This is a genomic window from Duganella sp. Leaf126 (assembly GCF_001423125.1).
Taxonomy (GTDB): domain Bacteria; phylum Pseudomonadota; class Gammaproteobacteria; order Burkholderiales; family Burkholderiaceae_D; genus Rugamonas.
Genome location: NZ_LMNW01000031.1, coordinates 632,992 through 655,691, shown reverse-complemented (window position 1 = coordinate 655,691; position 22,700 = coordinate 632,992). Strand labels below are relative to the sequence as shown.

Here is a 22,700-nt window from a genome sequence, read left to right as displayed (position 1 = left end):
TCAAGTCTCCTGTGTCGCCGCCGCCGGCGCTGCCGGCAATACGAATGTGAATATGGTGCCGCCCTGCGGATTGGGGCTGTAAGTGAGCGCGCCGCCATGGAATTCTATCGCAGTGCGGCAGATGTTGAGCCCCATGCCCATGCCTTCGGACTTGGTCGAGAAAAACGGCGAGAACAGACGCTGCGCCACGTCGTCCGCAATACCGTGCCCGTGGTCGATCACGGCCACGCTGACCTGGTTGGCCGGCGCATCGTACGAGGCTTTCAGGATCAGCACGCGCTGGTGCGGCGCGGCGTCCTGCATGGCGTCGATGGCGTTGCGGGTGAGGTTGAGCAGCACCTGCTCGATCATCACGTGGTCGGCCAGCACCGGCGGCAGGCCGGGCGGCAGCTCGGTCTGGAACGTGACATGGCGCTGGCGCGCCTGCAACTCGATCAGGGTGCGGATGCCGTCGAGCAGTGCGGGCAGCGCCACGGCCTGGCGCTGCGGCGCGCGTTTTTTGACGAAACCGTGCACGCTGCGGATGATCTGGCCGGCGCGCTGGGCCTGGGCGCTGGCCTGCTCCAGCGCCGGTTTCAGCAAGGCGCCGTCGACCGGCTTGCCCTCGCCGGCGGCCCGCGCCAGCACATTCAGGGCGCCCGTGGTGTAGCTGGAAATGGCGGCCAGCGGCTGATTGAGTTCGTGCGCCAGCATCGACGCCAGTTCGCCCATGGTCGCCAGCCGCGCGCTCGACTGCAGTTTTTCTTCCTGCTGGCGATTCAGTTCTTCGACCCGCTTGCGGTCCGAGATGTCGAGGATGGAGCCCATCCAGCCGGTTTGCCGGCCCAGGTTGTCCACCAGCGGCGCCTCGAACACCAGCACCGGCACCTGCTCGCCGCTGGGGCGCTGGAAGATGGTCTCGAACTGCGGCGTGGCCTTGCCGGCCAGGACCGAGGCAAAGCGGCTCTGGTATTCCTCCAGCGCCTCCGGCGCCCAGTACGGCATGGGCGGCAGCCGGCCCACGATCTGTTCGGCCGGATAGCCGACCATCTCGCAGAACGCCGGATTGACATAGGTGATCCGTCCTTCGAGGTCGCGCGCGCGCAGGCCTGTCACCAGCGAGTTTTCCATCGCCGTGCGGAACGACACCTGCTGGCGCAGCGCGCCTTCGGCCGCCAGCCGTTTCGAGATATGGCCCCACAACGCCACCAGACTCCAGAGCAGGCCGAGCGACAGCACCACCACCGAGCCGACCAGCAGGTTGGGCAGCAGCTTCGGTGCGCTTTTGACGCTGTCGGTCACCAGCCGCACCGAGGCGCCGGGCAGGTCGAGCGCGCGCTTGTGGGTGTACACGCCGTGGCCGGGCCCGGCCGCCGCGCGCCGCGCCAGCATCTTGTCGTCGCGGTCCACCAGCGTCACCTGGTTGTCCTGCGCGAACCACCACGGCACCATTTCGTCGAGCAGGGCGCTGGTGCGGTAGGTGGCCACCAGGTCGCCCAGGTACTCGCTGCCGCGGTACAGCGGCACGTGGTAGTCCATCAGCACCTCGGTGGGATCGGCGGTGGGGTCGCCGGGACGCGCTTCGGGCTGGGTGTACATGGCGCTGCGGGTCTTGCGCGTCAGTTCCATGGTCGCCTGCGAGGCCGGCGACAGCGGCACGGCGGCCGGCTGGGCGTCGCTGGTGGCCAGCAGGTGGCCGTCCGGGCGCAGCCAGAATACGCGCAGCAGCTCGTTGCCGTTTTTCAGGATGCGCGTCAGCCGGTCGTGCAGCTGGTCGTGCTGCACGCGCGCGCCGGTGATTTCCTGCGCCAACTGGCGCAGGCTTTCCTCGTCGCGCGCCATCTGGAAGCGGATCGTCTGTTCCACCCACAGGGTGTCGGCAATCAGCTGTTCCTGCCGTTCGTTGCTCTCCATCTGGCGCGCCTGCCATGGCAGCCACAGCAGGATCGCCAGGAAGAACAGCACCAGCAGGATCGGCAGCAGCCAGCGCAGCGTGGTGCTCCGTTGCGAGCGGGGCACTGCGAACGGGGAGGCCGTGGTGGGGGGGACTGCGTTCATGAAATTCGGTGAGGGTGGCGGGGTCTGAATAAAATGGCAAAAATTAGCTTTGTCCCCGGGAATCGGTCACACTAACGCGCAAGTGTATCGTTATTCTCTGGAGAAACCATGAATTTGCGCCGCGTCCTGGTGGTCGTGTCCGCCGCTGTTGCATTCAGCGCAGCGCTGGGTCCGAATGCAGCTGCCCAGGCTCCCATCGTCATCAAGTTCAGCCACGTGGTGGCGCCCGAAACGCCGAAGGGGCAGGCAGCGCTGCGCTTCAAGCTGCTGGCCGAACGCGCTACTGGCGGCCGGGTCAAGGTCGAAGTGTATCCGAACAGCCAGCTGTACAAGGATAAAGAAGAGCTCGAAGCGCTGCAGCTCGGTGCGGTGCAGATGCTGGCGCCGTCGCTGGCCAAGTTCGGTCCGCTGGGCGTGAAGGAATTCGAGGCGTTCGACCTGCCGTACATCTTCCCGTCCAAGGCCATGCTCAACAGCGTGACCGAAGGCCCGATCGGCCGCAGCCTGCTGAAAAAGCTCGAATCGAAAGGGATCACCGGGTTGGCGTTCTGGGACAACGGCTTCAAGGTCATGTCGGCCAACAAGCCGCTGCGCCGGCCGGCCGATTTCAAGGATCTGCGCATGCGCATACAGTCGTCCAACGTGCTCGACGCCCAGATGCGCGCGCTCGGCGCCAGCCCGCAGGTGCTGGCGTTTTCCGATGTGTACCAGGCGCTGCAGACCGGCGTGGTGGAGGGCACGGAAAATACGCCGTCGAACCTGTACACCCAGAAGATGAACGAGGTGCAGAAGTACGTGACCGTTTCGAATCACGGCTACTTGGGCTATGCGGTCATCGTCAACAAGAAATTCTGGGACGGCTTGCCCACCGATATACGCCGCGCGCTCGACGGCGCCATGCAGGAAGCGACCGTGTACGAAAAGACCATCGCCCAGCGCGACAACGACGCTGCCCTGGCAGCAATCCGCAAGACCGGCAAGACCGAAGTGATCACGCTGACGCCGCAGGAACAGGCCGAGTGGCGCGCCGCCATGGTGCCGGTGCAGCGGGCCATGCAGACGCGCATCGGCAAGGACCTGATTTTGTCGATCAACCGGGAAGCTGCGCGCGAAGCGGCCGCCCAGGCGCCCACTGCCGCCAGACGCTAGATTGTTGCGGTTCAGTCAAAAAAATTGGCACATTTGAGCTATATCAAATGCATACCATAAAATTAGTCACTCTTCAGGGAATTCACTTTACTCTTGAACTATCGGCGCGAGGTTGCCATAAAAAAACTGTATTGCGGAGATAAAGATACGTTATGATGGCTCCGCTCTCAGGGATTGCGCATAAGTTTATGCAAACCTTGCACCAGAGCCCCGAATAGTCAGTGGGGAGTGTAGATAGAATCGGTGATCGAAAACCGGCGATAGATTGAGGAGACACACGTTTTACAGAATGTCGTTGCTTAGCCTCTGCAAGCCGCCACCAGCGTGGCACTGCGCAGACCATCAGGCGGGTAAATGACCGGAAACGTGAAGCAGGATTTGAAAACGCACCTTCGGGTGCGTTTTTTTTCGCCTGCGCCCTTTACAATGCCGGGTGGGCTCGTCGTTGCTGTAGCAAATGCGCAACATCATGGTGCATGAACACCATGTTGAGCGACCCTTTTTGGTGCATACGGAAAAGAAAACTGTGACGAAAATACCACAATTGCATGAAAATTTTTCTGCCGTGCTGGCGCTGCCATTCGGCAAACTGGGCCTGCGCACCGTCGCGGAGCAGATCACCGAGCTGTGCTACCTGCCGCCCCATGTTGAGGCAAAGGCGCCGACCGATGCCCCCGGCCGCCTGGCGGCCGAGCAGTTGCAGCGTTACTGCGAGGATCCGTCGTTTGTCTTCGACCTGCCGCTGCGCCCGGCAGGTACCGACTTCCAGCGCAAGGTGTGGGAGGCGATCCGGTCCATTCCCGCCGGCAGCATGCGCACCTATGGCGAGCTGGCCAAACACGTCGGCTCGGCGCCGCGTGCGGTGGGCCAAGCCTGCGGCGCCAACTGGTTTCCGGTGGTGACACCGTGCCACCGCGTGACTGCCGCCAGCGGCCTGGGCGGCTTTTCCAACAGCGACGACCCGAATGGCTACCTGCTCGGCATCAAGCGCTGGCTGCTGGCCCATGAAGGATCGAGTGAATACGCATGGCAACAGACAACGCTGATCTGATCGACGAGTTCTGCGACACGCTGTGGCTCGAGGACGGGTTGTCGAAGAACACGCTCGACGCCTACCGCCGCGACCTGCGCCTGTTTGCCACCTGGCTGCAGACGCAGCGTCCCGGCGTGGCCGGCCTGCTGGCGGTGGCCAGCTACGATATCGCGGCGTATCTGGCGGCGCGCCATGCCGACAGCGGCAAGGCGACATCGTCGAACCGCCGGCTGTCGGTAATCAAGCGGTTTTACCAGATGCTGGTGCAGCGGCGCCGCCTGACCGACGACCCCAGCCTCCAGCTGGCGTCCGCCAAGCAGCCGCAACGCTTCGTCCACACCTTGAGCGAAATTCAAGTGGAGGCGCTGCTCGAGGCGCCCGACCTGACCACGCCGCTGGGCCTGCGCGACCGCACCATGCTGGAACTGATGTATGCAAGCGGCCTGCGCGTGTCCGAGCTGGTCGACCTGAAAATGCTCGAGCTGGGCATGAACGACGGCGTGCTGCGCATCACCGGCAAAGGCGCCAAGACGCGGCTGGTGCCGTTCGGCCAGCAGGCGCGCGTCTGGATCGAACGCTACGTGCAGGAGGCGCGCGGCGTGATCCTCAACGGCCAGGTCGACGACGCGCTGTTCGTCACCGGGCGCGGTGGCGCCATGACGCGGCAGATGTTCTGGGTATTGATCAAGAAGCATGCGCTCAGGGCGGGCATCACCGTGCCGCTGTCGCCGCACACCTTGCGTCACGCATTTGCCACCCACCTGCTCAACCACGGCGCCGACCTGCGCGTGGTGCAGCTGTTGCTCGGCCATTCAGACATTTCCACCACACAGATCTATACCCACGTTGCCCGTGAGCGGCTCAAGGTGCTGCATGCGGCGCATCATCCTCGCGGTTGAATTACTTGCGTTCGGCGCCAGTGCGTCATAATGTGCTCAGTCCAATCACCAGCAGAGGTAGCAAATGGCAAAGACAAACTTCGCATACGAAAAGCGCCAGCGGGAACTGGAAAAGAAAAAGAAGGCCGATGAAAAGGCGCGCCGCAAGGCCGAGCTGAAGAACGCCGGCCAGGATGGCGCAAGCGAAGCAGGGGGCGAGGACGGCGGCGAGGCGGCGCACGACGCCGACAGCGGCACCGGCGCCTGATACCGGCAGCCGGCGCACAAACCGAGGGCGGTACCGATGCTCACACCGGCAGCATCGGTACCAGCATGGACCTGAAACCGGCGGCTGCGCCGTCGTTGACACCGTGAGCGGGGCCCACACCGGTCCCGGTCCCAACACCGGCGGGGACCCCAGAACCGGGGCGATCCCAACACCGGCGGCGACCTGTGAGCCGGCAGCGACCCCTTGAACCGGCGGGGATTCCTAAACTGGTAGCAACTTTTCCGCGTCCGGGTCCGCACCGCAAAGCATCGCCACCGCGTCGCAACGACCATTGCCGCACCTGAACGGCGCGGCGCCCGCAAGGCCTTGCACCGCGCCATGCTTTCCATCGACCAACTGACGGGCCGCCGCCGGGCGCCCTGGCACGATTGAGGCAGGTCAAACCCGGCAGTTTGAGGTAACGCAAGAATGGCGTACGCCCGGCAGGGTGGCTTTCGAAAGGTGACCCATGTGGCCGGATCTGGCGCTGTTCCAGCACACCAGCGACGCGCTGGCCGTGATCGACGGCGACCGCTTCGTCGACGTCAATCCGGGCGCGCTGCGCATGTTCGGCTGCGGCGCGCCGGACCACATGCTCGGTTACCGCCTCGCCGATTTTTCACCGCTGCAGCAGGTGCGCGGCGTGCTGTCGGCGCCCACGCTGGCCGCCCTGGCGTGGCGCGCGCGCCAGCTCGGCAACCAGCGCTTCGACTGGCGCTGCGTGGGCCGCACCGGCCGCCAGTTCTGGATCGATGTGCTGTTGACGCGCGTGCCGCACGAGGGCCGGCACCTGCTGTGCGCAGCCATGCGCGAGATCACCGCGCGCCACGACGAGCAGGTGGCGATCTACCTGGCGCTGATGGCCACCATCGCGGCGCGCAGCGCCATGCCCGGTTAGGCGGCAGCCGTCTCCCCGACCGGATACAGCCGCAAGCGCGCCAGCACCTGCCCGTGGTCCGAGGCTTCCGGCTTGTCCTGCAGCAGGTGGTCGTTCAGGTAGGTCACATCGAGCACCTCGCCCACCGCGTTCGGTGACGCTGGGTTGAATTCTTCCGACACCAGCACGTGGTCGATGGTGGTGTAATGGCCTTCGTGGATATGGGTGTAGCCGACATGGCGCAGGCGGTCGCGCCCGAGCTGGATCTGGTTGCTGTCGAACAGCCTTCCGCCCAGTTCCTCGCCGGCCACGCCGGTGCAGCCGGACCCCATCACGATGGTGGTGGTGACGGCGTCGATGGTGTCGTTGAAGTCGCCGAGGATGATGCGCGGCCGGCGGCCGTTGCGGTCCATGGCCGACAGCAGCGCGCGCAGCGCGACCGCCTCGGCGCCGCGCCGGATCAGCGAGCGCAGGCTGGCCTGGGCGTACAGCAGCGAGTTGTCCGTGCTGGCGCGGCTACCCTCGCGGTCGCGACTATCGCGACTATCGCGACCATCGTGGCCATCGTGGCGGACTTCATGGCGAAAGTCGGGCCGCTTCGATTTCAGGTGGATCACCAGCACGTCGATGATGCGCTGGTCCGGCAGCAGCACCTGGGCGTGCAGCGGCGCCCGCGCAAACCGGTCGAGATCGGCGTGTCCGTCGGGCAGGCTGGCGCCGTCGGGAAACACCATGTAGGCGGTGGCGGGGCCGGCCAGCGGCAGGCGCGAGATCAGCGCCACCTGCGGCGTCAGGCGCGGCGCGCCGGTGACCGGATCGGGCGCGGGATCGAAGCCGCACAGCGTGGCGTCGCGGTAGCGGCGGCTGTGGGCCAGCACGTCGCCCAGCGCGGCCATCGAAAAAATCTCCTGCAGGCCGATCACATCGGCATCGAGCTGGTCGAGCTGCTGCGCGGTCCACAGGACCTTGGCCGCGTACTCGTCCGCCGTGAGCGGCGCCAGATTGTCGTACAATTTCGCCCCGGGCCGGGAAAGATTGCAAACGTTGAAAGTGGCAAAGCGGATTTCCTGCGGCATAATAAGAAACTCCCAGTCGAACTTGTACACAACGACGCAAAAACAGCGTATCACGCATGGCTAAAAAAGAGCACATCTCAGAGACCCCGGCCACCCAGCTGCTGCGCAGGCACAAGGTGCCGTTCTCCGAACACCCGTACGACTACGAAGACCATGGCGGCACCAGCGTGTCGTCGCGCGAACTGGGCGTGGACGAGCACCACGTGGTCAAGACGCTGGTCATGCAGGACGAAGCGGCCAGGCCGATGATCGTGCTGATGCACGGCGACCGCAAGGTCTCGACCAAGAACCTGGCGCGCGGCATCGGCTGCAAGTCGGTCGAACCGTGCAAGCCCGAGGTGGCCACGCGCCACAGCGGTTACCAGATCGGCGGCACGTCGCCGTTCGGCACCCGCAAGGCCATGCCCGTGTATGTCGAGGATAGCATCCTGGCGCTGGAAACGATTTATATCAATGGCGGGCGGCGCGGCTACCTGGTAGGCATTGCGCCGCAGGTGCTGACCGAGCTGCTGCAGGCGACCCCGGTCCACTGCGCACTGGCCGAATGACACAGCGCGGTGTATAGTCCGCGTCCCCCGGCGGGACGCTATCAACAGAGGAAACAATGAATACAGTTTGGATGACCGTGGCCGCATACCTGATCGGCTCGATCTCGTTTGCCGTCATTACCAGCCGCTTGTTCGGCATCGCCGACCCGCGCACCTATGGCTCGAAAAATCCGGGCGCCACCAATGTATTGCGTAGCGGTAACAAAGCAGCAGCCATCGTGACCCTGCTCGGCGACGGCGCCAAGGGCTGGCTGGCCGTGTGGCTGGCGATCCGCTTCCAGCAGCCGTTGCAAGTGGGCGACGCCACCATCGCCCTGGTGGCGATCGCGGTCTTCCTGGGGCACCTGTGGCCGGTGTTCTTCCGCTTCGTGGGCGGCAAGGGCGTGGCCACGGCGCTCGGTGTGCTGCTCGGCCTCGATCCGTGGCTGGGCCTGGCCACGCTGGCGACCTGGCTGCTGGTGGCGTTCGCGTTCCGTTATTCGTCGCTGGCGGCGCTGGTGGCTGCCGTGTTCGCGCCGTTTTATTATGGTTTCCTGTTCGGCCTGGAGCCGCAGCTGCTGGCCGTGTTCGTCATGAGCGGCTTGCTGATCTTCCGTCACAGCAAAAACATCGGCAACCTGATGAGCGGCAAGGAAAGCCGGATCGGCAGCAAGAGCCAGGCTGCGGCCAAGGCGGCGAAATAATCGTCGCCCATGGCAGAAATTGCAGATCGGCGCTTGATTCCTTCGACGACAGCCCCATCTGCAGCCAATCATGTTTTGCAAAGGTCACGCCATGTCCACTCCGATCAAGATCGATTTCGTTTCCGACGTCTCCTGCCCCTGGTGCGCCATCGGCCTGAAGTCGCTGCAGCAGGCTGTCGAGAATATCGGCGACGCCGCGCAGATCGACCTGCACTTTCAGCCGTTCGAACTCAATCCCAAGATGGGCCCGGAGGGCCAGGATATCGGCGAGCACCTGAGCGAAAAATACGGCTCGTCGCCCGAGCAGCAGGAGCAGGCGCGCGCCATGATCCGCTCGCGCGGCGCCGAGGTCGGCTTCGAGTTCGCCATGGACAAGCGCGGCCGCATTTATAACACCTTCGACGCCCACCGTCTGCTGCACTGGGCGGGCCTGGAAGGCAAGCAGACCGAACTGAAGCTGGCGCTGCTGGGTGCCTACTTTACCGATGGCGAAGACCCGAGCTCGCACGAGGTGCTGGCCCGCGTGGCTGCCGGCGTGGGCCTGGACCGCGCCGCCGCGCTGGCGGTGCTCGAGTCCGACCAGTATGCGGAGGAAGTGCGCGAGCGAGAGCAATTCTTCCAGCGCCACGGCATCAACTCGGTGCCGGCCGTGATCGTCAACGAGCAGTACCTGATTTCCGGCGGCCAGCCCGCTGCCGTGTTCGAGCGCGCGCTGCGCGAAATCATGGCCAAGACCTGATGGCAAACGGCTAATATCGGCGCAAGTCTCATCCCCGGGGTACGGTTTTTGCTTTACACTGTCGCCTACGCCGATCCCGAGGATATCCATGCAGGCCGCCGAACACGTCACGCCGCCCGTCGCCGCCCGCCCGATGACTGACAACTTCCGTCTCGCGGCGCTGCATCGCTACCACATCCTCGACTCTCCCGCCTGCGACGACTTCAGCTTTCTCACCGAGCTGGCGGCGCGCCTGTGCAATATGCCGTATGCCTGCGTGTCCCTGGTCGATGCCGACCGCGTGTGGGTGAAAGCCGCCACCGGCATGCAGCTCGACCAGCTGCCGCGCCACGACAGCTACAGTTCGCTGGTCGTGCTGGGCGCAGCCAACCTGGAAATTCCCGACCTCGCGTGCGATCCGCGGACCGCCCACATGGCGCTGACCGTCACGGCGCCGTTCATGCGCTACTACAGCGGGGTGGCGCTGGTGTCGTCCGACGGGTTCGCGATCGGCACGCTGTGCGTGCTCGATACCAAGCCCGGCTGCCTCGACGATGCACAGCGCGCCACGCTGGTCGGGCTGGCGCGGCAGGTGATGGCGCTGATCGAACTGCGCGCCAGCGAAAAGACGCTGAGCGCCACCGCGCGCGAACTCGAGCAACTGGCCACCACCGACGAGCTGACCGGCCTGCACAACCGCCGCTCGCTGCTGCACCGCCTGCGCTTCGAGATCGCGCGTGCGCGCCGGTTCCGCGTGCCGGTATCGGCGGTGATGGTCGATCTCGACTACTTCAAGCGCATCAACGACGACTTCGGCCACGCCGACGGCGACCGGGTGCTGGCTGCCGTCGGCCGGCTGGTGCGCGAGCACGTGCGGGCGGTCGATATCGCCGGTCGTTACGGCGGCGAGGAATTGTGCCTGATCCTGCCCAATACCTCGCTCGAGGGGGCGCTGCACTTTGCCGAGTCGCTGCGATTGCGCATTGCCGCACAGACCCACGAGATCGGCTCGGGCACGCTGACCATCACGGCCAGCCTGGGCGTGGGGACCGTCGATCATTTCGACGCAGCCGATGCCGAAAGCCTGCTGCGCCAGGCCGACGCCGCGCTGTACCGCGCCAAGCGCGGCGGTCGCAACCGGGTCGAAGGACCTGCCACCGAGCGTCACCCATGAAAGGAATCGCCATGCCTACCGCCACCCTGAACGGCGTCGTCATCGCCCAGGCGAGCGACGATGATGTCGTCATCGTCGAGAACAACGTCTATTTTCCGCGCCAGGCGGTCAACCCCGCCTATTTGCAACCGAGCAGCCATCACTCGCACTGCCCCTGGAAGGGCGAGGCCAGCTACTACACGGTGACGGCCGGCGGCGCGACCAGCGAAAACGCCGCCTGGTACTACCCGGCGCCGTTCGAGGCAGCCAAGGACATCACCGACCGCATCGCCTTCTGGCGCGGCGTGCAGGTGCAGCGCTAGGCGCCGGCTGGAGCGCTGACCGGAGTCCATGGATAACCTCACCCACAGCATCATCGGCCTCGGCGCCGGCGAGTTATTGCACCGCAGCCTGCCGCGCGAAGCGCAGGAGGGCGCGCAGCGCGTGCGCCACCGGCTGCTGCTGGTGGCGTGTGCACTGGCCAGCAATTTCCCCGACCTCGACCTGGTGCTGAACAATCTGTTGCCGGCGCCGCTGGGTTACCTGCTGCACCACCGGGGCCATACCCATACGGCGCTGCTGGCGATCCCGCAGGCGCTGCTGCTGGCGGCGCTGATCTGGCTGCTGTGGCCGTCGGCGCGGGCGCTGCTCAAGGTCAGCCGGAGCGCGCGCCTGGGGCTGGCGGTCAGCATCGCGGTCGGCTTTGCCCTGCACCTGGCCATGGATTTCACCAATTCCTACGGCGTCCATCCGTGGTATCCGTTCGACGGGCGCTGGGTGTACGGCGACATGGTGTTCATCGTCGAGCCGCTGTTCTGGGTGGCGATCGGGGTGCCGCTGGCGCTGATCCTGCGCGGGCGCACGGCCCGCTTGCTGGCGCTGGGCGCCTTGCTGGCGGTGCTGGTGGGGTTTGCAGTCAAGGGTTACCTGGGCTGGATTGCGCTGGCGATCCTGCTCAAGGTGGCGGTGCTGTGCGGCGCCGTGCAGACGCGTTCCGGGCGCGACGGCCGCGCCGGCGTGGCGCTCGGACTGCTGGTGGGGGCCGGTTTCATCGCGGTGCAGGGGGTGGCGTCGCAGCTGGGCAGGGCGCAGATCACCACCGCGCTGCACCGGATCGATCCGGCTGCCACCGTGCTGGACGTGGCGATGACGGCATTTCCGTCGCAACCGCTGTGCTGGGCCTATGTGAGTGTCGAAAACGACGAGGCCGCCGGCAGCTACCGCCTGCGGCGCGGCGTTGCCAGCCTGGCGCCGCAATGGCTGGCACCGCTGTCATGTCCGGCCAGCCTGGTCGAGCATGGTCAGTCGGTGGCGCTGGCACCTGGCATCGTCCAGTTCGGCATGGAGCAGGATGACCTGCACCGCTTGCGCGCGCTGAGCGTCGATAACTGCCGCGCCAACGCCTGGCTGCGCTTCGGTCGCGCGCCGTCGCTGGGCCAGCAGGGCGATATCCTGTCCGACTACCGCTTTGCCATGACACCGCGTGGCAACTTCACCACCATGCCGCTGGCGCCCGAGCCTGCGCCGCCTTGTCCGACCGGCGTGCCCGGCTGGGGCTACCCGCGCGCCGACCTGTTGCACGGCAGCGCCCGTTAGTAGCCGCTGCCGGCGCGGTCGCTCGCCTGTCGTAACGTGTGGTATCACCGCCACGTTTGTGCCTAGAATGGTGCGTCAGAAGTAGTTATTCCTGATTCTCCTTGGCACGACAATTGCAGTGCCGTTCAGAAAGGAAGATTATCGACTTTAACAGGAGAATCTTATGAACGCCGTCGAAGACAAAGCCAAATCGCCCGAATTCCACGAGTCCACCGCCGACGAACACCGCCCGCGCAGCGAGCGCATTGCGGCCCGTGGCGTGGAGCTGGACAAGGGCAAGAGCAAGGCGCGCTACCTGATACCGCTGGTAGGGCTGGCGGTGCTGGCCTCGATGGCCTTCGTCTCCAACTGATGCCGGCGCAGGCGTCAGGCGTCAGACGGTCTTGATATCGTCGAGCGGCCAGCGCGGACGCACGTCGAAACTGTAGTCGCGCCGTGCCGCGTCGGGGTTGATCATCAGGCGCATGGCGCCGGCAAACGCGATCATGGCGCCGTTGTCGGTGCAAAATTCCAGTTCCGGGTAAAACACCTTGAACTTTTTCCTGGCGGCCGCCGCGTTGAGCGAGGTGCGCAACTGTGCGTTGGCGCCCACGCCGCCGGCAATCACCAGCCGCTTCAAGCCCGTGTGTTTCAGTGCCGACACGCACTTGGCCGTCAGCACCTCGACGATGGCATCGACGAAGCCGCGCGCGATATCGGCCTTGTCCTGCTCGCAGATATTGGCCACCACCTGCTGTTCGTGGTTCTTCACCACCGTCAGCACCGCCGTCTTCAGGCCGGAAAAGCTGAAATTGAAATCCTTGGTATGCAGCATCGGGCGCGGCAGCTTGTACGCTGCCGGATCGCCGAACTCGGCCAGGCGCGAGATCGCCGGCCCGCCCGGGTAGCCCAGGCCCAGCAGCTTGGCCGACTTGTCGAACGCTTCGCCGGCGGCGTCGTCCAGCGTCTCGCCCAGCAGGGTGTACTGGCCCACGCCATCGACCCGCATCAGCTGCGTGTGGCCGCCCGACACCAGCAGCGCGATGAACGGAAACGCCGGCGGTTGCGACGCCAGCAGCGGCGACAGCAAATGGCCTTCCAGGTGGTGCACGCCCAGCACCGGGCGGTCCAGCGCCAGCCCCAGGCTGCAGGCCACGGACGAGCCGACCAGCAGCGCGCCGGCCAGGCCCGGGCCCTGGGTGTAGGCGATGGCGTCGATGTCGGCCAGCGACTTGCCGGCGCCTTCCAGGGTTTGGGTCAGCAGCGGGATGGCGCGCCGGATATGGTCGCGCGAGGCCAGCTCGGGTACCACGCCGCCGTATTCCTCGTGCATGGCCACCTGCGAATACAGGGCGTGCGACAGCAGGCCGCGCTCGGTGTCGTAAAGCGCCAGGCCGGTTTCGTCACAGGAGGATTCAACGCCGAGAACAATCATGGAAGGGCTGCACAGTAAAAGGGAAAGGCCGTCATTGTAATGGAAAGCGCGGTCGGCCCTGGCGGCCAGGAGCGCCCGGAGAGGAACGCCCGGTTAGCGGACGCCGGCCAGGGCGGGGCAGCGATCAGGGACGCTGCAGCAAATGCCGGTGCGCGTCGCGCAGCATGGCGGCCGTAGTGTCCCAGTCGATGCAGCCATCGGTGACCGAGCAGCCATAGGTCAGCTGGCTGAGGTCGGCCGGAATCTTCTGGTTGCCGCCGACGATATTCGATTCGATCATCACGCCCACCAGCGATTGGTTGCCCTGCACGATCTGGTGGATGACATCGGCCATCACCAGCGGCTGCAGTTCCGGTTTCTTGTAGCTGTTGGCGTGCGAGCAGTCGACCACCAGGTTGGCCGGCAGCTTGGCCTTGGCCAGCGACTGCTCGGCAATCGCGATCGATACCGAATCGTAGTTCGGACGGCCGTCGCCGCCGCGCAGCACCACGTGGCCGTAGGCATTGCCGCGCGTGCGCACGATCGCCACATTGCCCTGGGCATTGATGCCGAGGAACGAGTGCGGGTGCGCCGAAGAGAGGATGGCGTTGATGGCGATGCTGATGTCGCCGTCGGTGCCGTTCTTGAAGCCGACCGGCGTGGACAGGCCCGACGACATTTCGCGGTGGGTCTGCGACTCGGTCGTGCGCGCGCCGATGGCGGTCCAGGCGATCAGGTCGCCCAGGTATTGGGGCGAAATCGGGTCCAGCGCTTCGGTGGCGGTGGGCAGGCCCAGTTCGCACACGTCGAGCAGGAACTGGCGCGCCTTTTCCATCCCCACGTTCACGCGGAACGAATCGTCCATGTCGGGGTCGTTGATATACCCCTTCCAGCCGGTGGTGGTGCGCGGCTTTTCGAAATACACACGCATTACCAGCAGCATGGTGTCGGCCACTTCCGCCTGCAGCGCCTTCAGGCGCCGTGCATAGTCGAGACCGGCGACCGGGTCGTGGATCGAGCACGGGCCGACCACCACGAACAGGCGTTTGTCTTTGCGGTCGATGATGTTGCGCAGCGCTTCGCGACCCTTCATGACGGTGTCGGACGCGGCGTCGGTCAGCGGCAGCTTGCTGTGCAGGACTTCCGGCGACGGCATCGGTGCAAACGAGGTAACGTTGATATTTTCGATATCTGGGGAAATCATGGCTTTTTGCGTGAACTTAATTCGGGGGAGGTATAGTGTAGCCTAATTAAACAATACCGACCTCGCCGGCAGGGTTTTTCGCCGCCGTACGCAGATGCTTATGACGACTTCCGAACCATTCCTGGCCGCGCGACTGATCAAGGAGATCGGCCGCGGCAAAAACGGTGCGCGCAGCATGTCGCGCGACGATGCCCACGATCTGTACCAGGCCATGCTCGACGGCCGCGTGTCGGACCTCGAGCTGGGCGGCATCCTGCTGGCGATGCGCATCAAGGGCGAATCGATCGATGAAATCGCCGGTTTCCTCGACGCTGCCGAAGCCTCGTTCGAACCGTTGACGGCGCCACCGGGCCAGTATGCCCCGGTCTGCATTCCGAGCTATAACGGCGCACGCAAGATGGCCAACCTGACGCCGCTGCTGGCCATGCTGCTGGCGCGCGAAGGCGTGCCGGTGCTGGTACACGGCGTGGCGACCGATCCGGGCCGGGTGACCTCGGCCGAGATCTTTGCCGCACTCGACCTCGCGCCGGCGCGCCACCGCGCCGAAGCCGAGGAAGCGATGGCCCAGGGGCATGTCGGCTTCATCACCATCGATGCGCTGGCGCCCAAGCTGGCCTACCAGCTGTCGCTGCGGCGCCGGCTCGGGGTGCGCAACTCGACCCACACGCTGGTCAAGATCATGCAGCCGTTTGCGGGGCCGGCCTTGCGGCTGGTGTCGTACACGCACCCCGAATACCTGGAAATGCTGGGCGAATATTTCACCACCTCGGCCCTGCACGAGCGCGGCGATGCGTTCCTGATGCGCGGTACGGAAGGCGAGACCGTGGCCAACGCCAACAAGGCGCAGCAGATCGACTGGTTTCACGGCGGCCTGCGCACCACGCTGGTGCCGCGGCAGACGCAGGTGATCGAACTGCCGCTGCTGCCAGAGGAAAAGGATGCCGCCACCACCGCCGCCTGGATCCGTTCGGTGCTGGACGGCGCCGTCCCGGTGCCGCCGCCGATCGCCGAGCAGGTGGCGCAATGCCTGCTGGTGTCGCGCACGCTGCAGTCGCGCCAGCGGGTGAGCGAGCCGATCGAGTAAGGCTTGCTGTACAATCCCGCCCCCTGGCCGGGGATGCCGGCAGCGTAACCTAGTGAAATGGAACTGGCATGGCAAAGTTTGATGTAGCGGTAATCGGCGCCGGCGCGGCCGGCATGATGTGCGCAGCGGTGGCCGCCCAGCGCGGCAAGCGCGTGGTGCTGATCGATCATGCCGCCAAGCTGGCCGAGAAAATCCGCATCTCCGGTGGCGGCCGCTGCAACTTCACCAACATCCACACCGGCCCGGCCAACTTCCTGTCCGACAATCCACATTTCTGCAAGAGCGCGCTGTCGCGCTACACCCCGGCCGACTTTGTCGCGCTGGTGAAAAAGCACCGCATCGGCTACCACGAAAAACACCGCGGCCAGCTGTTCTGTACCGAGTCGGCCGAGCAGATCATCGAGATGCTCAAGGACGAGTGCGCTGCCGGTGACGTCCACTGGCGCATGCCGTGCCAGATCGCCAGCGTGGACCAGACCGACGCCGGCTTTGTCCTGGCAACCGATAGCGGCGTCATCGAGGCGCAGTCGCTGGTGGTTGCCACCGGCGGCCTGTCGATTCCGAAAATCGGCGCCACCGACTTCGGCTACCGCATCGCCGAGCAGTTCGGCCTGCGCATGGTGACCCCGCGTCCGGCGCTGGTGCCGCTGACGTTCGACCCGCAGGCGTGGGCGCCGTTTGCCGAACTGTCCGGCATTGCGCTGGAAGTGGACGTGGCGACCGGTTCCTTCAAGGGCCGCAATCCGACCGGCGCACGGTTCCGCGAAGACTTGCTGTTCACCCATCGCGGCCTGTCCGGCCCGGCCATCCTGCAGATTTCGAGCTACTGGACGCCCGGCACGCCGATCGTGATCGATCTACTGCCGGGCCTGGATCTGGCGGCAACGCTGATCGAAGGCAAGGGCACGATCAAGAAGCAGCTGGGCAATGTGCTGGCCCAGTGGCTGCCGGCGCGCCTGGCCGAGGGCCTGCTGCTGGCCCACGGTTTCGCGCCGGAGGCCCGCCTGGCCGACATGCAGGACGCCAAGCTGCGCGCGCTGGGCGCGGCCATCAACCAGTGGACGCTGACCCCGAACGGTTCCGAAGGCTACCGCAAGGCCGAGGTGACGCGCGGCGGCATCGACACGCGCGACCTGTCGCAGCAGACCATGATGGCGACCAGGGTGCCGGGCTTGTATTTCATCGGCGAAACCGTCGATGTCACGGGCTGGCTCGGCGGCTACAACTTCCAGTGGGCGTGGGCGTCGGGCGTGGCGGCGGGGCAGGCGGTCTGACGCCGCCCCTTTTTTGCCGGCCATAATGCAGCGCTTGCTACGGTTTTCCGTTGTTCCCTGTTATACTGATGGTCCGGTTGTAACGGCGCAGGTGCAATCCAGTCGCCCGGGAAGGTATCGGGAGCAGAAAGATTGCCGGAGTTTATGTGGGAGCTGACTCGGCGTCGTCTTGTTGTTTTTGCAGTCAACGCCGTCCCGGCGGGCCGTTTCGATGGTCCATGGACTTCCATTTCCCTGCAAAAGCTGCTATAGTCTCTGTCTCCCTATAACCTCAACGGTTTGAATTTTTACATGACCACTATTCGCCTTAAAGAAAACGAGCCGTTCGAAGTCGCAATGCGTCGCTTCAAACGCACCATCGAAAAAACCGGTCTGCTGACCGAACTGCGCGCACGCGAGTTCTACGAAAAGCCAACGGCTGAGCGCAAGCGCAAGCTGGCTGCTGCCGTCAAGCGTCACTACAAACGCATCCGCAGCCAACAGCTGCCGAAAAAACTCTTCTAAGACTGCTCAAGCCAGTCCGGTAGTGCGGCGTATGCAGTAGTAAGCGCCATTGCCACGGACCGGTTCTTGTTGCATCGAGAGAATGCCCGCTCCGGTTCGCCGCAGCGGGTTTTCGTCTTTATACCGCCACACTAGCTGAAGGAAATCCTCATGGGCCTGAGAGAACAAATCACCGAAGACATGAAAGCTGCCATGCGCGCCAAGGAAGCGGGCCGTCTGTCCACGATCCGCCTGGTCCTCGCCGAAATCAAGCGCAAGGAAGTCGATGAGCGCATCGAAGTCGACGACCAGCAGACGGTCGCCATCGTGGAAAAAATGATCAAGCAGCGCAAGGACTCGATCACCCAGTTCGAGGCCGGTGGCCGCGCCGATCTGGCCGATATCGAAAAAGCCGAACTGGCCGTGCTGGCCGCCTACATGCCAGCCGGCCTGTCTGATGAAGAAATCGCTGCCGAAGTCAGCGCTGCCGTGGCTGCCTCGGGCGCCGCCGGTCCGCAGGACATGGGCAAGGTGATGGCCATCGTCAAGCCGAAGCTGGCGGGCCGCGCCGACATGACCGTGGTCTCCGCCTTGGTCAAGAAGGCGCTGGCACCGGCCTGATCTGTTGGTCTGCCGTGCTCGAGCGGTGTTAACTCCGCCCGGGCGCGGCAGCTTAGTTTGAAAAATTACCCTGGCACGCAGCCCCGTGATTCCTCAATCATTCATCGCCGATTTGCTCAACCGCGTCGATATCGTCGACGTGGTCGGACGTTATGTGCAGCTCAAGAAGGGCGGCGCCAACTACATGGGCCTGTGCCCGTTCCATAACGAAAAATCCCCGAGTTTCACGGTCAGTCCCACCAAGCAGTTCTACCACTGCTTCGGCTGCGGCGCGCACGGCACGTCGATCGGCTTCCTGATCGAATATTCGGGCATGGGTTTCGTCGATGCGGTCAAGGAGCTGGCGCAAAACGTCGGCATGGTGGTGCCCGAGCAGGACGACAAGATACCGCCGGCCCAGCGCGCGCAAATGCAGGCCCAGAGCCTGGCCCTGTCAGACGCCATGACCCAGGCCTGCGACTTTTACCGCGCCCAGCTGCGCACCGCACCCGACGCCATCGCCTACCTGAAAGGGCGCGGCCTGACCGGGGAAATCGCCGCCCGCTTCGGTCTCGGCTACGCGCCGCCGGGCTGGGACAACCTGAAGGCGATTTTTCCCGATTACGAGGCGGTGGCCCTGGCCGAAGCCGGCCTGGTGATCGACCGCGTGGACGAAGATGGCGGCAACCGCAAGCGCTATGACCGCTTCCGCGAGCGCGTGATGTTCCCCATCAAGAACACCAAGGGCCAGGTGATCGCCTTCGGCGGCCGGGTGCTCGACGGCGGCGAACCGAAGTACTTGAATTCTCCCGAAACACCCTTATTTTCAAAGGGCTTCGAGCTGTATGGTCTGTTCGAGGCGCGCCAGGCGATCCGCGACGCCGGCTACGTGCTGGTGACCGAAGGCTATATGGACGTGGTGGCGCTGGCGCAGATGGGGTTCCCGCAGGCGGTGGCCACGCTGGGCACGGCTTGTACGCCGCACCATGTGCAAAAGCTGATGCGCCAGACCGACACCGTGATCTTCAGCTTCGACGGCGACAAGGCCGGCCGCCGCGCCGCCCGCCGCGCGCTGGAAGCGTGCCTGCCGCACGTGGCCGACAACAAGACCATCAAGTTCCTGTTCCTGCCCACCGAGCACGACCCGGACAGCTATGTCCGCACGTACGGCAACGAGGCATTTGAACAGGAAATCCACGAAGCGATGCCGCTGTCGCAGTTCCTGATCAAGGAAGTGGTCGGCGAGCATGATTTACAAAGCCCCGAGGGCAGGGCGCGCGTGCAGTTCGACGCCAAGCCGCTGCTGCAGGCGATGACGCCGACCGCGCTGCGCCTGCAGATCGTGCGCGGCCTGGCGCAGCTGACGCAGAGCACGCCGTACGAGATCGAGTCGCTGTTCGAACTGGCCAAACCGGTCGCGCTGTCGCGCAAGGCGCCCAGCCGCAGCGGCCGGCCGGCGCCGGTGGGGCTGGAATTGCAGATCGTGCGCCTGCTGGTGGGGCATCCGCCGCTGGCGCTCGAGATCGACGACGCGGCGCTGTCGGCGTTCCAGTTCTTCGGCGCCGAGGTGGCCGAGCGCATGGTGCAGCTGGTGACCGATGCCCAGGCGCTGGGACCGCATGGCGGCTTCGCTGCGTTTGCCCAGCACCTGAAGTCGCTGGGCGACGAGTACAACGAGATCATCAGCGAGATCGCCCAGGGCGCGGAGTCCGACGTCGAGGCCGACCGCCTGTTCCTGCGCAGCGCCATCCGCCAGATCAAGGAAGATGCGCTGAAGCAGGAGCTGATGCAGCTGTCGGCAGCGGGGCTGACGCCGGAGAGCATCGTGCGCTTTCGCGAGATCACCGCGCAGCAGGCGCAGCTGGAAAGGGAAAAACAGGCGGAGCTGGTCAACCGCTGAGTTTGCTGTATGCAGGTATCTTGATCGCGGTCATGTTTTTCCCCGCTGTGCAGGGGCGGCAAGGGTTGCTTCGCTCTGGAGTTTGAAAAGTGGCGTGCTATAATAAAACGCTAAGTGTTGTATCTTTTGGCATCGTTTTTCCGTTCAGAGTGTGTTTGTTTTCAATGAGTTAGGCTTTGGATCGTCCTGCAACCAGCGGTTGCCGGCGGCGTAGGCACCGAGCACAGGGGCAGCAAGGAAATAAACGGCGCGTCGGGAACGCCCGTCTATGTTTGCTGTCTAACGCTGACAAGGTTTCTTGCCACTACGCATCTGATTGGTGCAGTAGAATTTTGCGGTCCAGGTCTGACCAGGTATAAGTAGTCGTAGTGTTGTCGAACTTGTCAAGTCGGCAAGTTCGAAGACGTGGGTTCCAAGTGAACTGCAAGAAACTTTATCCTAAATAAGCAAGTCGTTGTGTAATCGAAAGCGCCTGTGCCAACCAAGAAACCTGAATCCAATGTGGCTGTAAAGCCGAGCAAAGTGACTGCCAAATCCGCCAAGACGGCGGACAAGGCGGAAACGCGTGTCGCCAGCAACAACCCGCCTGCGGTCAGCCAGACCACGGACGCGGCCACGCTGGCTGCCATCGATACTTCGGGCTACGTACTGCCGTCGGTCAAAGTGCCGGGGCGGCGCGGGCGCAAGCCGAAGGAGTTCCAGCCTGAAAACGACGAAGTCGCCGCGCTGAACGCGGTCGAACGCGCCGAGCTCAAGGCCGTGGACAAGGCCAAGGCCAAGGATCGCAAGGCCAAGGAAAAAGCGCTGCTCAAGGACGCCTTCTCGTCGGACACCGAAGCGACCGAGGAAGAGCTCGAACGCCGCCGCCAGAAACTCAAGACCCTGATCAAGTTCGGCAAGGAACGTGGCTTCCTCACGTATGCCGAGATCAACGATCACCTGCCCGAAAACATCATCGATCCCGAAGCGATCGAAGGCATCATCGGCACTTTCAACGACATGGGCATTGCTGTCTACGAGCATGCGCCGGACGCTGAAACCCTGCTGCTGTCGGACAACGTGGTCACCGTCACCAGCGACGACGAAGCCGAAGCTGCAGCAGAAGCCGCGCTGTCCACGGTCGACTCCGACTTCGGCCGCACCACCGATCCCGTGCGCATGTACATGCGCGAAATGGGGTCGGTCGAGCTGCTCACGCGCGAAGGCGAAATCGAAATCGCCAAGCGCATCGAGGACGGCCTGAAAGACATGATCCAGGCCATTTCCGCCTGTCCGGTCACCATCGCCGAAATCATCGCTGCCTCAGACCGCATCCGCGCCGACGAAATCAAGATCGATGAAATCGTCGACGGCATGGTCGATGAAAGCGAGGACGGCGCGAGCACCGCTGCGCCGGCCCCGGCCGCCGCCAGCGACGACGACGAGGACGACGAAGACGCCGAGGAAGAGGAAGAAGAGGAAGAAGAGGAAACCGGCAACACGGCAGGCGCCGCCGCCGGCTACTCGGCCGAGCAGCTCGAAGCGCTGAAAAACACCGCGCTCGAGAAGTTCGATGTCATCTCCATGCAGTTCGACAAGATGCGCCGCGCCTTCGAAAAAGAGGGTTACAACTCCAAGGCCTACGTCAAGGCCCAGGAAGCGATCTCGTTCGAGCTGCTGGGCATCCGCTTCACCGCCAAGGTCGTCGAAAAACTGTGCGACACGCTGCGCGGCCAGGTCGATGAAGTCCGCCATATCGAGAAGCAGATCCTCGACGTGGCAGTCAACAAGTGCGGCATGCCGCGCGCCCACTTCATCAAGGTCTTCCCGGGCAACGAAACCAATCTGGACTGGGTCGATGGCGAAGTGGCCGCCGGCCACGCGTACAGCGCCATCCTGGGCCGCAACATCCCGACCATCAAGGAATTGCAGCAACGCCTGATCGACCTGCAGGCGCGCGTGGTGCTGCCACTGCCGGACCTGCGCAACATCAACCGCCAGATGGCAGCTGGCGAAATGAAGGCGCGCAAGGCCAAGCGCGAAATGACGGAAGCTAACTTGCGCCTGGTGATTTCGATCGCCAAGAAGTACACCAATCGCGGCCTGCAGTTCCTCGACCTGATCCAGGAAGGCAATATCGGCCTGATGAAGGCGGTGGACAAGTTCGAATACCGCCGCGGCTACAAGTTCTCGACCTACGCCACCTGGTGGATCCGCCAGGCGATCACCCGCTCGATCGCCGACCAGGCGCGCACCATCCGCATCCCGGTGCACATGATCGAGACCATCAACAAGATGAACCGGATTTCGCGCCAGATCCTGCAGGAAACCGGCGCCGAGCCCGACCCGGCAACCCTGGCCATCAAGATGGAAATGCCGGAAGATAAGATCCGCAAGATCATGAAGATCGCCAAGGAACCGATCTCGATGGAGACGCCGATCGGCGACGACGACGATTCGCACCTGGGCGACTTCATCGAGGACAACAACACGCTGGCGCCCTCGGACGCCGCGCTGCACGCCTCGATGCGCGGCGTCGTCAAAGACGTGCTCGATTCCCTGACGCCACGCGAAGCCAAAGTGCTGCGCATGCGCTTCGGTATCGAGATGTCGACCGACCACACGCTGGAAGAAGTCGGCAAGCAATTCGACGTCACCCGCGAGCGGATCCGCCAGATCGAAGCCAAGGCCCTGCGCAAGCTGCGCCACCCGAGCCGTTCCGACAAGCTGAAAAGCTTCCTGGAAGCCAACTAAGACTTGACGCGCG

The 22,700-nt window shown here is 64.4% G+C and carries 22 protein-coding genes; 18 read left to right on the top strand and 4 right to left on the bottom strand.

Annotation, left to right across the window (positions count from 1 at the left end; genetic code table 11):
• Positions 1 to 2,037, bottom strand: a complete 2,037-nt coding sequence (locus ASF61_RS16095) for a PAS domain-containing sensor histidine kinase (RefSeq protein ID WP_229205881.1) — start codon at positions 2,035 to 2,037, stop codon at positions 1 to 3.
• A 108-nt stretch (positions 2,038 to 2,145) separates the two neighbouring features.
• Here ASF61_RS16095 and ASF61_RS16090 point away from each other — a divergent pair, with 108 nt between their 5' ends.
• The 5 genes from ASF61_RS16090 to ASF61_RS16070 all read left to right on the top strand — a co-directional run bounded on the left by ASF61_RS16090 (position 2,146) and on the right by ASF61_RS16070 (position 6,263).
• Positions 2,146 to 3,186 carry a TRAP transporter substrate-binding protein gene (locus ASF61_RS16090; RefSeq protein WP_056157705.1) on the top strand — a complete coding sequence of 347 codons (1,041 nt, stop codon included), beginning with the start codon at positions 2,146 to 2,148 and terminating at the stop codon, positions 3,184 to 3,186.
• Between the two features lie 544 nt (positions 3,187 to 3,730).
• Entirely contained in the window at positions 3,731 to 4,237 is a 507-nt protein-coding gene (locus tag ASF61_RS16085) for a methylated-DNA--[protein]-cysteine S-methyltransferase (RefSeq protein WP_056157704.1), read from the top strand.
• Entirely contained in the window at positions 4,213 to 5,118 is a 906-nt protein-coding gene (gene xerD, locus ASF61_RS16080; protein ID WP_056157701.1) for a site-specific tyrosine recombinase XerD, read from the top strand. Before ASF61_RS16085 ends, xerD begins: the two co-directional genes overlap by 25 nt.
• Before the next feature lie 64 nt (positions 5,119 to 5,182).
• The gene (locus tag ASF61_RS16075) at positions 5,183 to 5,365 is read left to right on the top strand and encodes a hypothetical protein (RefSeq protein WP_056157698.1); all 183 of its coding nucleotides are present in this window, start codon (positions 5,183 to 5,185) and stop codon (positions 5,363 to 5,365) included.
• A gap of 469 nt (positions 5,366 to 5,834) precedes the next feature.
• A complete protein-coding gene (locus tag ASF61_RS16070; RefSeq protein ID WP_056157693.1) occupies positions 5,835 to 6,263 on the top strand; it encodes a PAS domain-containing protein in 429 nt (142 codons plus the stop codon).
• Here ASF61_RS16070 and ASF61_RS16065 read toward each other — a convergent pair.
• Positions 6,260 to 7,318, bottom strand: a complete 1,059-nt coding sequence (locus ASF61_RS16065) for an endonuclease/exonuclease/phosphatase family protein (RefSeq protein WP_056157692.1) — start codon at positions 7,316 to 7,318, stop codon at positions 6,260 to 6,262. The genes ASF61_RS16070 and ASF61_RS16065 overlap by 4 nt on opposite strands.
• Before the next feature lie 56 nt (positions 7,319 to 7,374).
• Here ASF61_RS16065 and ybaK point away from each other — a divergent pair, with 56 nt between their 5' ends.
• From ybaK to ASF61_RS16030, 7 genes are all read left to right on the top strand, one after another.
• Positions 7,375 to 7,866: a Cys-tRNA(Pro) deacylase gene (gene ybaK, locus ASF61_RS16060; protein WP_056157689.1), complete on the top strand. Its 492-nt coding sequence runs from the start codon at positions 7,375 to 7,377 to the stop codon at positions 7,864 to 7,866.
• A 56-nt stretch (positions 7,867 to 7,922) separates the two neighbouring features.
• On the top strand, positions 7,923 to 8,549 hold the full coding sequence (gene plsY, locus ASF61_RS16055) for a glycerol-3-phosphate 1-O-acyltransferase PlsY (RefSeq protein ID WP_056157686.1): 627 nt from the start codon (positions 7,923 to 7,925) through the stop codon (positions 8,547 to 8,549).
• Positions 8,550 to 8,640: 91 nt separating this feature from the next.
• On the top strand, positions 8,641 to 9,288 hold the full coding sequence (locus tag ASF61_RS16050; RefSeq protein ID WP_056157683.1) for a DsbA family oxidoreductase: 648 nt from the start codon (positions 8,641 to 8,643) through the stop codon (positions 9,286 to 9,288).
• 88 nt (positions 9,289 to 9,376) lie between these two features.
• Positions 9,377 to 10,441 (top strand): sensor domain-containing diguanylate cyclase, encoded by a 1,065-nt coding sequence (locus tag ASF61_RS16045; protein WP_056157680.1) that lies wholly within the window; start codon positions 9,377 to 9,379, stop codon positions 10,439 to 10,441.
• Between the two features lie 11 nt (positions 10,442 to 10,452).
• On the top strand, positions 10,453 to 10,743 hold the full coding sequence (locus ASF61_RS16040) for a DUF427 domain-containing protein (protein ID WP_056157675.1): 291 nt from the start codon (positions 10,453 to 10,455) through the stop codon (positions 10,741 to 10,743).
• Positions 10,744 to 10,771: 28 nt separating this feature from the next.
• A complete protein-coding gene (locus tag ASF61_RS16035; RefSeq protein WP_056157672.1) occupies positions 10,772 to 12,016 on the top strand; it encodes a metal-dependent hydrolase in 1,245 nt (414 codons plus the stop codon).
• Between the two features lie 163 nt (positions 12,017 to 12,179).
• Complete coding sequence (locus ASF61_RS16030; protein ID WP_056157669.1) at positions 12,180 to 12,368, top strand: hypothetical protein; 189 nt, start codon at positions 12,180 to 12,182, stop codon at positions 12,366 to 12,368.
• Positions 12,369 to 12,389: 21 nt separating this feature from the next.
• Here the strand turns inward: ASF61_RS16030 and tsaD are convergent, their stop codons facing one another.
• Positions 12,390 to 13,430 (bottom strand): tRNA (adenosine(37)-N6)-threonylcarbamoyltransferase complex transferase subunit TsaD, encoded by a 1,041-nt coding sequence (gene tsaD, locus ASF61_RS16025; protein ID WP_056157666.1) that lies wholly within the window; start codon positions 13,428 to 13,430, stop codon positions 12,390 to 12,392.
• Between the two features lie 124 nt (positions 13,431 to 13,554).
• Positions 13,555 to 14,613, bottom strand: coding sequence for a 3-deoxy-7-phosphoheptulonate synthase (locus ASF61_RS16020; RefSeq protein WP_056157663.1), 1,059 nt, complete (start codon positions 14,611 to 14,613; stop codon positions 13,555 to 13,557).
• Positions 14,614 to 14,713: 100 nt separating this feature from the next.
• Here ASF61_RS16020 and ybiB point away from each other — a divergent pair, with 100 nt between their 5' ends.
• From ybiB to rpoD, 6 genes are all read left to right on the top strand, one after another.
• Positions 14,714 to 15,697: a DNA-binding protein YbiB gene (gene ybiB / locus ASF61_RS16015; protein WP_373994553.1), complete on the top strand. Its 984-nt coding sequence runs from the start codon at positions 14,714 to 14,716 to the stop codon at positions 15,695 to 15,697.
• A 68-nt stretch (positions 15,698 to 15,765) separates the two neighbouring features.
• Positions 15,766 to 16,971 carry an NAD(P)/FAD-dependent oxidoreductase gene (locus tag ASF61_RS16010; RefSeq protein ID WP_056157658.1) on the top strand — a complete coding sequence of 402 codons (1,206 nt, stop codon included), beginning with the start codon at positions 15,766 to 15,768 and terminating at the stop codon, positions 16,969 to 16,971.
• 291 nt (positions 16,972 to 17,262) lie between these two features.
• The gene (gene rpsU, locus ASF61_RS16005) at positions 17,263 to 17,475 is read left to right on the top strand and encodes a 30S ribosomal protein S21 (RefSeq protein ID WP_008451879.1); all 213 of its coding nucleotides are present in this window, start codon (positions 17,263 to 17,265) and stop codon (positions 17,473 to 17,475) included.
• Between the two features lie 150 nt (positions 17,476 to 17,625).
• Entirely contained in the window at positions 17,626 to 18,075 is a 450-nt protein-coding gene (locus ASF61_RS16000; RefSeq protein WP_056157655.1) for a GatB/YqeY domain-containing protein, read from the top strand.
• A gap of 85 nt (positions 18,076 to 18,160) precedes the next feature.
• On the top strand, positions 18,161 to 19,954 hold the full coding sequence (dnaG, locus tag ASF61_RS15995) for a DNA primase (RefSeq protein ID WP_056157652.1): 1,794 nt from the start codon (positions 18,161 to 18,163) through the stop codon (positions 19,952 to 19,954).
• Between the two features lie 474 nt (positions 19,955 to 20,428).
• Positions 20,429 to 22,687, top strand: coding sequence for an RNA polymerase sigma factor RpoD (gene rpoD / locus ASF61_RS15990; protein WP_056157649.1), 2,259 nt, complete (start codon positions 20,429 to 20,431; stop codon positions 22,685 to 22,687).
• Positions 22,688 to 22,700 lie beyond the last annotated feature (13 nt).

Coding starts and splice junctions, on each gene's coding strand:
- ASF61_RS16095 (WP_229205881.1), bottom strand. CDS start 2,037: ATGAACGCAGTCCCCCCCACCACGGCCTCCCCGTTCGCAGTGCCCCGC.
- ASF61_RS16090 (WP_056157705.1), top strand. CDS start 2,146: ATGAATTTGCGCCGCGTCCTGGTGGTCGTGTCCGCCGCTGTTGCATTC.
- xerD (WP_056157701.1), top strand. CDS start 4,213: ATGGCAACAGACAACGCTGATCTGATCGACGAGTTCTGCGACACGCTG.
- ASF61_RS16075 (WP_056157698.1), top strand. CDS start 5,183: ATGGCAAAGACAAACTTCGCATACGAAAAGCGCCAGCGGGAACTGGAA.
- ASF61_RS16070 (WP_056157693.1), top strand. CDS start 5,835: ATGTGGCCGGATCTGGCGCTGTTCCAGCACACCAGCGACGCGCTGGCC.
- ASF61_RS16065 (WP_056157692.1), bottom strand. CDS start 7,318: ATGCCGCAGGAAATCCGCTTTGCCACTTTCAACGTTTGCAATCTTTCC.
- ybaK (WP_056157689.1), top strand. CDS start 7,375: ATGGCTAAAAAAGAGCACATCTCAGAGACCCCGGCCACCCAGCTGCTG.
- plsY (WP_056157686.1), top strand. CDS start 7,923: ATGAATACAGTTTGGATGACCGTGGCCGCATACCTGATCGGCTCGATC.
- ASF61_RS16050 (WP_056157683.1), top strand. CDS start 8,641: ATGTCCACTCCGATCAAGATCGATTTCGTTTCCGACGTCTCCTGCCCC.
- ASF61_RS16045 (WP_056157680.1), top strand. CDS start 9,377: ATGCAGGCCGCCGAACACGTCACGCCGCCCGTCGCCGCCCGCCCGATG.
- ASF61_RS16040 (WP_056157675.1), top strand. CDS start 10,453: ATGCCTACCGCCACCCTGAACGGCGTCGTCATCGCCCAGGCGAGCGAC.
- ASF61_RS16035 (WP_056157672.1), top strand. CDS start 10,772: ATGGATAACCTCACCCACAGCATCATCGGCCTCGGCGCCGGCGAGTTA.
- ASF61_RS16030 (WP_056157669.1), top strand. CDS start 12,180: ATGAACGCCGTCGAAGACAAAGCCAAATCGCCCGAATTCCACGAGTCC.
- tsaD (WP_056157666.1), bottom strand. CDS start 13,430: ATGATTGTTCTCGGCGTTGAATCCTCCTGTGACGAAACCGGCCTGGCG.
- ASF61_RS16020 (WP_056157663.1), bottom strand. CDS start 14,613: ATGATTTCCCCAGATATCGAAAATATCAACGTTACCTCGTTTGCACCG.
- ybiB (WP_373994553.1), top strand. CDS start 14,714: ATGACGACTTCCGAACCATTCCTGGCCGCGCGACTGATCAAGGAGATC.
- ASF61_RS16010 (WP_056157658.1), top strand. CDS start 15,766: ATGGCAAAGTTTGATGTAGCGGTAATCGGCGCCGGCGCGGCCGGCATG.
- rpsU (WP_008451879.1), top strand. CDS start 17,263: ATGACCACTATTCGCCTTAAAGAAAACGAGCCGTTCGAAGTCGCAATG.
- ASF61_RS16000 (WP_056157655.1), top strand. CDS start 17,626: ATGGGCCTGAGAGAACAAATCACCGAAGACATGAAAGCTGCCATGCGC.